This window comes from Cytobacillus sp. C11.1, assembly GCF_058145115.1.
The window spans coordinates 4,669,936-4,682,663 of record NZ_CM176935.1 but is presented as its reverse complement, the minus strand read 5'-3'; the positions used below and the strand labels follow the sequence as shown (position 1 = coordinate 4,682,663).

The 12,728-nt window shown below is 39.2% G+C and carries 9 protein-coding genes, 2 pseudogenes and 1 other annotated feature; of the genes and pseudogenes, 10 read left to right on the top strand and 1 reads right to left on the bottom strand.

Features of this window, described 5'->3' with window-relative positions; translation table 11 throughout:
- Positions 1-83: 83 nt before the first annotated feature.
- The 4 genes from opp4B (at position 84) to AC3ZVC_RS23155 (ending at position 3,342) form a co-directional block, all read left to right on the top strand.
- Entirely contained in the window at positions 84-1,049 is a 966-nt protein-coding gene (gene opp4B, locus AC3ZVC_RS23170; RefSeq protein WP_490065427.1) for an oligopeptide ABC transporter permease, read from the top strand.
- 12 nt (positions 1,050-1,061) lie between these two features.
- On the top strand, positions 1,062-1,982 hold the full coding sequence (gene opp4C, locus AC3ZVC_RS23165; RefSeq protein ID WP_490065426.1) for an oligopeptide ABC transporter permease: 921 nt from the start codon (positions 1,062-1,064) through the stop codon (positions 1,980-1,982).
- 307 nt (positions 1,983-2,289) lie between these two features.
- A complete protein-coding gene (locus tag AC3ZVC_RS23160) occupies positions 2,290-2,505 on the top strand; it encodes a YuzI family membrane protein (protein WP_490065425.1) in 216 nt (71 codons plus the stop codon).
- Positions 2,506-2,595: 90 nt separating this feature from the next.
- The gene (locus tag AC3ZVC_RS23155; RefSeq protein WP_490065424.1) at positions 2,596-3,342 is read left to right on the top strand and encodes a YjbA family protein; all 747 of its coding nucleotides are present in this window, start codon (positions 2,596-2,598) and stop codon (positions 3,340-3,342) included.
- Between the two features lie 39 nt (positions 3,343-3,381).
- On the opposite strand, the gene trpS is transcribed toward AC3ZVC_RS23155, so the two are convergent.
- Complete coding sequence (trpS, locus tag AC3ZVC_RS23150) at positions 3,382-4,371, bottom strand: tryptophan--tRNA ligase (RefSeq protein ID WP_490065423.1); 990 nt, start codon at positions 4,369-4,371, stop codon at positions 3,382-3,384.
- Between the two features lie 127 nt (positions 4,372-4,498).
- Positions 4,499-4,719 (bottom strand) — a binding site (T-box leader).
- A gap of 616 nt (positions 4,720-5,335) precedes the next feature.
- Between trpS and AC3ZVC_RS23145 the strand changes: the two genes are divergently transcribed.
- From AC3ZVC_RS23145 to AC3ZVC_RS23120, 6 genes and pseudogenes are all read left to right on the top strand, one after another.
- Positions 5,336-6,985: a peptide ABC transporter substrate-binding protein gene (locus AC3ZVC_RS23145; protein WP_490065422.1), complete on the top strand. Its 1,650-nt coding sequence runs from the start codon at positions 5,336-5,338 to the stop codon at positions 6,983-6,985.
- A gap of 94 nt (positions 6,986-7,079) precedes the next feature.
- Positions 7,080-8,015, top strand: coding sequence for an ABC transporter permease (locus AC3ZVC_RS23140; RefSeq protein ID WP_490065421.1), 936 nt, complete (start codon positions 7,080-7,082; stop codon positions 8,013-8,015).
- A pseudogene (locus AC3ZVC_RS23135) lies at positions 8,015-8,931 on the top strand (ABC transporter permease). Before AC3ZVC_RS23140 ends, AC3ZVC_RS23135 begins: the two are co-directional and overlap by 1 nt.
- Before the next feature lie 12 nt (positions 8,932-8,943).
- Positions 8,944-10,011: an ABC transporter ATP-binding protein gene (locus tag AC3ZVC_RS23130; RefSeq protein WP_490065420.1), complete on the top strand. Its 1,068-nt coding sequence runs from the start codon at positions 8,944-8,946 to the stop codon at positions 10,009-10,011.
- A gap of 2 nt (positions 10,012-10,013) precedes the next feature.
- Complete coding sequence (locus AC3ZVC_RS23125) at positions 10,014-10,949, top strand: ABC transporter ATP-binding protein (RefSeq protein WP_214725446.1); 936 nt, start codon at positions 10,014-10,016, stop codon at positions 10,947-10,949.
- 491 nt (positions 10,950-11,440) lie between these two features.
- Positions 11,441-12,606, top strand: a pseudogene (locus AC3ZVC_RS23120) (putative glycoside hydrolase).
- Positions 12,607-12,728 lie beyond the last annotated feature (122 nt).

Below are 12,728 nucleotides of genomic sequence, written 5' to 3'. Positions count from 1 at the left end.
AACTGCATCATTGGGGGGGTATTCCCCCAATGATTGCCAGTTTAACCAACGAATAAATTTTTGTTTGGTAAGGGGAATGGAAAATGCTACAGTACACAATTCGACGACTCATAGGTATGATTCCAATAATTTTCCTTATCTCAGTAGTGGTATTTTCTTTGGCTAAGTTAATGCCTGGAGATGCACTATCTGGAAAAATAGACCCTCTAAATTCAGATCCGGAGTACATTGAAGAAATGCGGGATAAGATGGGATTAAATGATCCTATTCCTGTACAGTATGTTCGCTGGATGAGTGGAGTGGTTCAAGGGGATTTTGGAGATTCATTTGTTCATAAGCGCCCGGTTATGGAACTAATCGGAGATCGTTTGCCGAACACAATTATTTTAGGAATAGCAGCTCTTTTAATAACTTATATATTGGCTTTTCTTATGGGAAGATACTCTGGGCGTTTTGCCTATAGCGTTGGAGATTATTTAGTATCGGCATTTAATTATCTTGCACTAGCAATACCAAGCTTTGTTGCAGCTTTAGTTGCGATTTATGTTTTTGCCATAAATCTAGGATGGGTTCCTGCCAGTGGAAGTATTGGCAGCGGGGTAGAACCAGGTACATTAGAATATTATTTAAGTAAAGCAAAACATACAGTATTGCCGGCTCTTGTATTGGGCGCCATGGCTACAGCCGCCTATACACAATTTTTGAGAAATGATATGATCGAAAGCTCTCGCAAAGATTATGTTCGTACTGCAAGAGCTAAAGGTACGAAGGAATCTGCGATTTATAATAAGCACATTCTAAGAAATTCAATCATACCTATTGTTACATTGCTTGGATTCGATATTGCCAACCTATTTGGAGGGGCAATCATTACCGAAACCATCTTCACATACCCTGGCATCGGCTATTTATTCGTAGAGTCAGTTAACGCACGTGATTATTCTGTTATGATGGCCATCGCCATGATGTTGACCATTTTAACACTAATTGGAAATCTAATTGCAGATTTACTTTATGGTTTAGTAGATCCGCGTATTCGTTTAAGTTAGGTAGGTGAGAGAATGGAACCTTCAATTTCACAGCAAACTTCGTCCGGTTTAGCAGAACCTGTTAAACCGCCGAAGAGTCAATCACCATGGGCTCTCGCCCGCCGCAAGTTTTTGCGCAATAAAATAGCTATGATCAGTTTAGCCTTTTTGCTGATTGTCTGTGCAATGTCCATATTGGCTGAGCCGCTAACTATGCCGGTAGAGGAAACAGCTAAGATCAATTTAACACAAATGAGCAAAGAACCATCTGCCGAGCACTTTTTCGGTACTGATAAGTCTGGGCGGGATGTATTTGCACGTACTTTGCACGGCGGAAAAACTTCACTCTTACTTGCATTTTCAATCACCATCTCTGTCATTACCATTGGTACTCTTGTAGGTGCCACTGCAGGATATTTTGGCGGTTGGGTCGATAATGCCCTAATGAGATTCACAGACTTTATGATGAACTTTCCGTTCCTTCTATTTGTAATCGTATTAAAGTCAATTTTTATTGAGTCAAGTACCGGAACCCTCATATTTGTAATCAGTGTTCTCAGCTGGACCGGTACAGCCCGTCTGGTACGAAGCAAGGTTATGGCTGAGAAGGAAAATGAATACATTATGAGTGCAGTCTCAATCGGCTGTTCAGCACCTAAGACAATCTTTAAGCATTTATTGCCAAACGTAATGTCTACCATAATTGTTCAGGCAACGATTACATTGGCTGCAATGATTGTGGCTGAGACAGGACTAAGCTTCTTGGGGTTCGGTGTCCCAATCAATATTCCAACCTGGGGTAATATGCTTCAGGAAGCGAGAAGCCCAGATGTATTAACAAGCAAATGGTGGATTTGGATTCCGCCGGCAGCCATTTTAACTTTCACTATTCTTTCTATCAACTTTATTGGTGAAGGATTAAAGGATGCTTTCAATCCTAAGTCAAACCGTTAATTAAAGCAAAAAACGCCATGAATGTGGCGTTTTTTTGTTGTTTATAAAAGATATTCAAGCCTGGATAATTGTCTTGTACCACTGAGTAAGGCTTCGTTAAAAGAATCATGCCTGAATAATGGATTTTCTTTTCGATGGAGCCTCAGCCTTCTTTCCAGTGACATGGGTGGCCAAATCGTTTCTGTTTTTCGGATAGCTTGTACATAACCGATCATGTTCTTTCATATATATGAATAAAAGTATACGGCAAGGAGTGGGTTCATGGCAGCTTTAATAAAAATTAGAGCTCACAGATCAGTGATACGGAATGCTATTTAGAGCCTTTTTGCTATTGACCGGTTTCGGAATTGCAGTCTCTGGAGGTGTCAGCGTTATAGCATATTTAAATTTGCTTGCTACGGGACATGCCTTTAAGGAATATTTACTTTTTATTTCTTCCCGTCCAGAATGTTATCTGCTTCCTGCAGGAATGTTAATCATTTGGATAAGTATTTATTTTCCCTTTGACAGTGCTAAAGGATAAAAAATGGATTCTGAATGTAATTAAGGAATAAATTTACTGCACACTGCCCATACTGAGTGACAAACAGTTTGTTGAAGTGGGGGTTTAAAAATGTTATATCTTCATGATGTTTGGGTGAACTGGTTTGAAGGGGAAGAAAATGGATACAATGTGTGCCATTTTCACGAATGGAGAAAAGATGATGGCGTAGAGTTGCTTGACCAGGTACCGTTATTAAAGATTGACCAGATTCTGTTTAATTACATTGAAAATGATCTTTCGGAGCTGCCACAACAACTGCTTGATGACATCTATCAAAAGGCTTACTTAAGGAAAAATCATGAGAGAATTCAATTGGATTACTGCTTTGTTGTATCAGATGGGACAGGCATCCTGGCTGTAGACACAATAGGCTACAACATTCCAATTAGAAAGAGCAGACTGATTCCTCGCCAGGAACAGCTTGCTTATGAAATGCTGGATAATCAAGAGGCGATAAACTACTCATTTAATGACCAAACAGCACTAAAGGATTTCCATATTCTTTCACCAGCACCTGATCTTATGACAGGTCTTACAAGAAAAGAAAGGCAGCTAAAACAATTGCTTTTTATGGCTCTTGATCAGCTGCACTCTTCAAAGAATGATGCTGAAGTCCGCTACTGGTATACCGAATGGAGTCCGGAACGATATTCAAAAATCCAGTCATTGAATTTCGAAGAGGCATGGTATGAACTGTACGAGGAAAGTAAATACGGCTGGTCAAGCAAGCACGAACAATTTTGTGAGAATTTGATTAAGGGGCAGCCATTTTTTGAAAAGTTATGGGAAATGGAGCATGGTCCAAAGGTGAATTAGGGTTAAAAATAAACAAAAAAACAGCCAAACGGCTGTTTTTTATTTTCTTTTCCGGCCTAGTCCCATGGCATTTTCCATTTTCCCGACCATTTTATTAGCGACTTTACGCGCTTTTTCAGCACCATGATCAAGTACTTCATCAAGTTCTTGGGATTCCATTAGTTCATAATATTTATCCTGGATTGGCTTAATCGTATTAATAACAACTTCTGCAAGTCCAGCTTTGAAATCGCCATATCCCTTGCCTTCGTAATCCTTTTCAATATCTGCTACAGGTTTACCCGAGAGAATAGAAAATATGGAAAGAAGGTTGGATACGCCCGGCTTATTTTCCTTGTCATATTTTACAATACCCTCTGAATCCGTTACTGCACTTTTGATTTTCTTTTCAATTTGTTTAGGATCATCCAATAAGGCAATAAACGATTTCTTATTAGGGTCGGATTTGCTCATTTTTTTTAAAGGATCCTGAAGTGACATTACACGCGCGCCAACTTTGGCGATTCTCACATCTGGAATAGTAAAAATGTCATTGTATTTTTTATTAAATCTTTCTGCCAAATCGCGGGTCAATTCCAAGTGCTGTTTTTGATCTTCTCCCACAGGAACTAAATCAGTACTGTATAAAAGGATATCTGCAGCCATAAGTGGAGGATAGGTAAGCAATCCTGCGGAGACTGCCTCCTTTCCTTCAGATTTATCTTTAAATTGTGTCATGCGCTCAAGCTCTCCTATATAGGAAACGCATTGCATCATCCATCCAGCTTGGGCGTGTGCCGGAACCTCTGATTGAATGAACAGAGTTGATTTTTCAGGATCGATTCCTACTGCCAAGTATAAGGCAGCAAGGCTGCGGATGTTCTTTCTTAATTCGAGCCTGTCTTGCGGAACGGTTATCGCATGCTGATCGACAATACAAAAATAACAGTTGTATTCATTTTGCAATTCTACAAATTGCTTCATGGCACCAATGTAATTTCCGAGGGTAATCGTTCCGCTCGGCTGGATGCCGGAAAAGATTGTTTTCATAGGTTTTCCTCCTTTATTTGGCTGAAAAAAGCGCTATTACTTCAGGCTGAACAGACTTGGGTATATTGGAAGTATTTACATTTTATGCTTAAAATAAGCACAAAAAAGACCATCCATCCCTAATAAAAATAGGGACGAATGGTCCGCGTTGCCACCCTAATTACTCACAATGAGTCACTCTGTCCTATGCATGTATTCTGCATACATCCCCGATAACGAGAGGACACGCCTGAATAAAATCAGAAGGCTCAAAAGTCCATTCAATTTTACCGGGTTTCCTGTTTTCACCAGCCACAGGCTCTCTGAGCACCCTAAGTAAATTTACTACTCTTTTTTCATTGCCGATTTCAATTAAATTTTATTGTTATTATATAATAAAATATACTAATGAGATTCAAAAATCAAGTAAATAAATGGGAGTTAATCAGGCATTGGAGACAGTTTTCCATTCGGGGAAATTGGAAAAAATAGGTTTGATTCCTGCTTTGATAACGCAAAAAATGATAAATTAAAAAATTTTTTTAAAATCTTAAAAATCTTAATTTATAAGACATTTAAGCTATAAATAAAATGCTAGATTGTCTTGAAGCCGAGAAAGCTACTTGCAATAAGTTTTTAAACTATTTATAATAAACGTAACAAACATATTCTTTACGAATTTGTAACATTTTAAAACAAAACTATATCACTCCAGGTAGCGAGAGTATGGTACATAATGAGTAAGTTTATAGCTTACATATTAAAGATTTCTTTCTTTTAGGCTGAATTGTCAGAATAAAGGGATAATCTATCTTTAAGAGAATATAAACTTGCTTTTTTTGTTGCCTTCTAAATAGTCAGCAAATTTTTGCAAATTAAATTAACAGACTATTTAAGCAATATATCTGGGGCGTACAATTGTGTTTTAAAATAGGGACATCCCGTAAAGGTATTGTTTGAGGAAATTATATAGGGGGTTAAAACCGTGAACAAAAGATTATCGATCTTTTTTAGCATGCTGCTAGTGCTAAGCATGTTCCTTGCTGCGTGCAGCGGCGGCGGAGACAATGCTTCTGACGGCGGCGACAAAGGCGGCGACGACGGCGGAAAGTCAGATGTGCCGCAGGAGTTAAGAGTTAATATTAATACTGAACCACCATCTTTAAACCCAGGATTAGCAGAAGATGCTACATCTGGTACTGTACTTCGCCAAGTCCTTGAAGGATTAACTCGTATTGGTCAAGACGGCAAGCCTGAAAATGCAATGGCTGAAGATGTACAGGTTTCTGAAGATGGAAAGACTTACACTTTCAAAATCCGTGATGCTAAATGGTCAAATGGCGACCCTGTAACTGCAAACGATTTTGTTTATGCTTGGAAATGGGCGCTTGATCCAGCAAACAATTCAACATATGCATACCAGCTTTACTACATCGAAGGTGCTGAAGCAGCTAACACTGGTGAAGGTTCACTTGATGCTGTAGGTGTTAAAGCAGTCGATGACAAAACTCTTGAAGTTAAATTAGTAAACCCAACTCCATATTTCTTGGAATTAACAGCTTTCTATACTTATTTACCAGTTAACAGCAAAATTGCCGAAGCTAATCCAGAATGGGCAACTGATGCTGGTGAAAACTATACAACAAATGGACCTTTCCATTTAACTGAATGGTCACACAGTGACAAAATTGTCCTTGAGAAGAGCGAAACTTACTGGGATGCTGAAACAGTTAAGCTAGACACTATCGAAATGATCATGATCAATGATCCAAACACTGAATTATCAATGTTTGACAATGGCGAATTAGATTGGGCTGGAGCTCCAACTGGTGCCCTTCCAACTGACGCTATGCAGGCTCTTAAAGATGAAGGGCGCTTAACAACACAGCCAATCGCTGGTATCTATAACTACAAGTTCAACACAACTGTTGAGCCATTCAACAACGTTAACATCCGTAAAGCATTTGCACATGCAATCAACCGTCAGGAAATCATTGACAACATCCTTCAGGGTGAACAGCTTCCAGCAATGGCAATTGTTCCTCCATCAATGTTTGAAGAAAACGAGAAGGGTTATTTCCCTGACAATGACGTAGAAAAAGCAAAAGAATTCTTGCAAAAAGGTTTAGAAGAGCTTGGTTATAAAGATGCTTCTGAACTTCCTGCTGTAACACTTTCTTATAACACATCTGAAGCACACCAAAAGATTGCACAGGCAATCCAGGATATGTGGAAGCAAAATCTTGGTGTTGAAGTAACGCTTGATAACGCCGAGTGGAATGTATTCCTTGATAAAGTTAACCAAATGGATTACCAGGTAGCTCGTATGGGCTGGTTGGGTGACTTTAACGATGCAATGAACTTCCTAGAAATGTATCGTGACGCTGATGGCGGAAATAACAATACTGGCTGGGAAAGCAAAGAGTTCCAGGATCTGCTTGCTAAATCTGCGACAGAAACTGACGCTGATGCTCGCCAGCAATTATTGAAAGATGCAGAAGCAATCTTCATGGAAGATATGCCTGTAGCGCCAATCTACTTCTACACTAATAACTGGGTACAAGCTGAAAACTTAAAAGACGTTGTAGTATCCGGTCTAGGTGATGTCCAGTACAAGTGGGCATACTTTGAATAAGAATAGCTAACTTGACGAAAGGTATATGGGATATTAAATCCCATATACCTTCGTTTCTGATTAAGGCATTGTAATAATTTGGAGGTGTTTGACAATGGCGAAATATATTGGAAAACGCTTACTGTATATGATCCTATCCTTGTGGATGATTGTATCAGCAACGTTTTTCTTCATGCGCATTGCACCCGGAAACCCTTTTGCATCAGAGAAAAAACTCCCTCCCGAAATTGAAGCTAACCTGAATGCCCACTTTGGCTTAGACAAGCCATGGTATGCACAATATTGGGAGTACCTAGTAAGAATTGTCAATTGGGATTTCGGCCCATCATTTAAATATAAAAGCCAAACTGTTAATGACCTAATTAATGAAGGCTTTCCCGTTTCATTTTTACTTGGTATGGAAGCAATTTTTATCGCTGTTGCAATTGGTGTGCTTTTAGGAATCATTGCGGCATTAAAGCATAATAGATGGCCGGATTATACAGCAATGATTATTGCTGTTTTAGGTATCTCTGTGCCTTCCTTTATAATGGCATCTTTCCTGCAATATTTCCTCGCTATTAAAATGGGTATCTTCCCGGTAGCACGTTGGGAAACATTCATGCACAGTGTTCTGCCAGCCTTGGCACTAGCCTCAACACCGATGGCTTTCATTGCGCGATTAACACGTTCAAGCATGCTGGAGGTTTTGGCAAACGATTATATTAAAACAGCAAAATCTAAAGGATTAAGCAGTGGAGTAATTACAGTTAAACATACAGTCCGTAATGCACTATTACCAGTTGTAACATATATGGGACCGTTGACTGCAGGCATTTTAACAGGAAGCTTCGTAATTGAAAAAATCTTTGGTATTCCCGGACTGGGTGCACACTTTGTAACGAGTATCAATAACCGTGATTATACGGTAATTATGGGTGTTACAGTTTTCTACAGTATTCTGTTGCTTGTATCTATTCTCCTTGTTGACATTGCATACGGAATCATCGACCCACGCATCAAACTTGCTGGCGGGAAGAAAGGAGAGTAATTATGCAGATTTCGAAAGATAAGTTTAAACTAGTCGGAACGCAGCTTAGTGAAGCTGAAAAAATTTCAAAACCGAGTCTTTCATTTTGGAAGGATGTATTTATCCGATTTCGAAAAAACAAGCTCGCTTTGTTTGGGTTAGTACTATTAGGTTTGCTAATCTTCATGGCGATCTTGGACCATATATGACTCCATATGATTATGCATCAAATGACCTCGGAAATAAGAACCAGCCTCCTTCATCTGAACATTGGTTTGGTACAGACGACCTCGGACGTGATGTGTTTGCGCGTACATGGGAGGGTGCAAGAATATCAATCTTTATCGGTGTTGCTGCAGCGTTGATTGATTTAATTATTGGTGTAATCTGGGGCGGAATCGCTGGATATAAAGGCGGGCGTACTGATGAATTAATGATGCGTTTTGCCGATATTCTTTACGGTGTCCCTTATCTTCTATTAGTTATTTTGTTAATGGTTGTTCTTGGACAGGGTTTAACTACTATGATCATAGCGATGTCAATCACAGGCTGGATCAACATGTCCCGTATTGTCCGTGGACAGGTATTATCACTAAAGAGTCAGGAATATGTTCTGGCAGCGAAAACGCTTGGTGCCAATACTAATAGAATTATGAGCAAACATTTAATTCCAAACTCAATGGGACCGATTCTGGTTACCATGACATTAACTGTCCCTTCTGCAATATTCACTGAAGCATTCTTAAGCTTCCTGGGGCTTGGATTGACTCCGCCGCTTGCCAGCTGGGGTACAATGGCCAATGATGGTCTTCCGGCGATGCGTTATTATCCATGGCGTTTATTTTTCCCTGCTACGTTTATCTGTCTAACAATCTTCGCTTTCAACGTAGTTGGCGATGGATTACGTGATGCTTTAGATCCAAGAATGCGGAAATAAAGGAGTGAGAATATGGAAAAATTACTTGAAGTCAAAAATTTAGAAGTCTCATTCCAAACATATGGAGGTACAGTAAAAGCAGTCCGCGGTGTCAGCTTTGACCTTCATAAGGGAGAGACGCTTGCCATCGTTGGTGAATCAGGGTCAGGAAAAAGTGTTACGTCCCAATCAATTATGAAGCTAATACCTATGCCGCCAGGCCAGATTTCCGGGGGCCAGATTTTATTAAACGGTGATGATATAGTACCTAAAACCGAAAAACAAATGGAAAAAATCCGTGGGAAAGAAATAAGTATGATTTTCCAGGATCCTATGACATCCTTAAACCCGACAATGAAAATAGGGAACCAGATAACGGAAGGCTTAATAAAGCACCAAAATATGTCCAAGCAGGATGCAAAGAATAGAGCGGTTGAACTTCTTCGCTTAGTTGGTATTCCGATGCCTGAAAAAAGGGTAAACCAATATCCTCATGAATTCTCAGGCGGTATGAGACAGCGTGCCATGATCGCAATTGCTCTTGCTGCTAATCCAAAGCTTTTAATCGCCGATGAGCCAACAACAGCGCTTGACGTTACAATTCAGGCACAAATTCTTGAACTGATGAAGGATCTACAGAGCAAAATGGATACATCCATCATTTTCATCACCCATGATCTTGGAGTTGTAGCCAATGTTGCAGATAGAGTCGCTGTAATGTACGCTGGACAAATTGTTGAGATGGGTACTGTTGATGAAATATTCTATGACCCGCGCCATCCATATACATGGGGCCTTCTAGCTTCCATGCCAAGTGTGGATAGTGATGATTCAGCTGAATTAGCTGCCATTCCTGGTACTCCTCCGGATTTAACAAATCCTCCAAAAGGAGACGCGTTTGCAGCAAGAAATAGTTATGCACTAGCAATTGATTTTGAAGAAGAACCGCCAATGTTCCAGATTTCAGAAACTCATTTTGCAAAAACATGGCTTCTTCATCCGGATGCTCCCAATGTTGAGCCGCCTGAAGCTGTAAAGAAACGTATGCGCCAATTATCCTCCACATTTGAAAAACCAGTATTAGTGAAGGAGGGTAAATAATCATGGCAGAAAAATTACTTGAAATTAAAAACTTGAAACAGCACTTTAATGTTGGACGCCCGAATATGGTAAAAGCAGTTGATGGTATTACTTTTGATATCTACAAAGGTGAAACTCTTGGCCTTGTAGGTGAATCAGGATGCGGAAAATCAACAACTGGACGTACCATAATCAGATTATATGATGCAACTGATGGCCAGGTTCTCTTTGAAGGTGAAGATGTACATGGCAAAAAGTCTGCAAAAGAACTAAAAAAGTTTAATCGTAAAATGCAGATGATCTTTCAGGATCCTTACGCATCTTTAAACCCTCGTATGACGGTTGCTGATATCATTGCAGAAGGCATTGATATTCATGGTCTGGCTAAGGATAAGAAAGCGCGCATGGAGAGAGTCTATGAGCTTTTAGAAACGGTTGGTTTAAACAAAGAGCATGCTAACCGTTATCCTCATGAGTTCTCTGGCGGACAAAGACAGCGTATCGGTATTGCCCGTGCACTAGCTGTTGATCCAGACTTTATCATTGCTGATGAGCCAATTTCAGCCTTGGACGTTTCAATCCAGGCCCAGGTTGTAAACTTGATGAAGAAGCTTCAGCGGGAAAAAGGATTAACTTACTTATTTATCGCCCATGATTTATCAATGGTTAAGTATATTAGTGACAGAATTGGGGTTATGTACTTTGGAAAGCTGGTAGAATTAGCACCAGCAGATGATCTGTATAACAATCCAATGCACCCATATACCCAATCACTATTATCAGCGATTCCGCTGCCGGATCCTGAAACGGAACGGACACGCAGAAGAAAATCCTATGATCCTTCTGTACACAATTATACTGAAGGTGAACAGCTGGAGATGCGAGAAATTACACCAGGACATTTTGTTTACTGCTCTGAAAAAGAGTATCAGCAATTAAAAGCCCAATATGCAAAGTAATGAAAAACGATCTCATACTGAGATCGTTTTTTACATCCTGGAAAAGTTATAATTAATAAACTTAATGCCAAACCCTTTCAATGCGAAAGGATATACCAAGATGTAAAATTGATCTGCAGACATTTCGAGAGTGAAAATATGTCTTTAACACTTTTATTCGCTAATGTAATTTGCTTTAGTATATAATACAACATTTTGAAGAATATTACTATTAGAATTTTCGATTAATTATATTTTTCCGTAAAATTGCTTAATTAAACATTCTTTTTAAAAGATGAATTATTTTCTATAAAGATGAATTATTTTCTATAAAAAGGTTTAAAGATTAAGAGGAAAAGATACATATAAGAAAGAGGCACAAGTTTTTAAGATTCATCATAGCACAGGTTTTGAAATAACCTTATAATGAAAGTAACGCTAAGGACGTCTGCAAGGAAGAGGGGGCATAACATTTGCAAAAGACAAAGAGGATAGCTGCATCCTTGTTGGTTATGGCAGGTATTTCATTTACGGCAGGTACCGGTGAAGCAAAAGAACAAGAATTTTTGGAAATAGGAAAGCAGCCTCAGCGAGCACATATTTCGCTTTTGAAAGAACTCCCTGAGAAAGTTAGCCGTTTTCAATTTGATTCCGGCTATGTTTTTCAATATCCAGATGCTGTAAGAGGGGTTTATGTAACAGGGCATTCAGCAGGTGGAGAAAGGTTCAATAAGCTTTTAAGTTTAATGGATAAGACTGAATTAAATGCTATGGTAATAGATATTAAGGATGATTGGGGAAACTTGACTTATATCCCGGAAGAGAACTCCCCATACAGTGGCATAGGGAAGCCCTACATAAAAGATACAAAGAGATCCTGAAAGCGATGGAAGAAAAGCAAGTTTACCCGATCGCAAGGGTGGTTGTTTTCAAAGATTCCGTACTTGCCAATAAGAAGCCTGAGTTGACATTCAAAGAAGGAGATAAGGTATGGAAAAACGGCAGAGGAGAGTCTTTTGTCAATCCATTCCTGAAAGAGGTCTGGGATTATAATGTAGGAATAGCTATTGAAGCAGCTAAAATGGGTTTCCAGGAAATACAGTTTGATTATGTCCGTTTCCCGGAAGGATTTGAACATAGAGATACATCTTTGTCATATGGTCTGGGGGAATATAAAGATTTGGAAATGGAAAATGTCCAAAAACGTGTGAAAGCAGTTACTGATTTTGTTGCATATGCAAAGGAACAGTTAGAGCCATATGGAGTAAAGGTTTCAGTTGATATTTTTGGCTATACCGCAACCTTGCCGGAAGCCCCTGGAATTGGCCAAAATTTTACTAAGATCTCAGAACATGTAGATGTAATTTCTTCGATGATTTATCCGAGCCATTGGACTTCTTACTTTGGAATAGCTAAACCTGATTTAGAACCATACAAACTGGTGGCAGAATATGCAAAGCTTGAGAAAAAGAAGTTGAGTGAGCTTGAAAAACCACCTATTTCCAGACCATGGCTTCAGGACTTTACGGCTTCTTACTTAGGATCGGGTAACTACAAGAATTACGGAAAGGCCGAAGTCGAAGCCCAAATTAAAGCTTTAAACGAACAAGGTATAAATGAATTCCTCTTATGGAATGCAGGTAATACGTATACGCAAAATGTGGATTACACACCATAGAAAAAGAGGCTGAAGAAATCAGCCTCTTTTTCTATTAACCGTTTAATCTTAAATCTGGCTTGAGTGTTAAGACCATATATGCTTTATGTTTATCTTTTTATTTGACACCATTTTTGTATGCG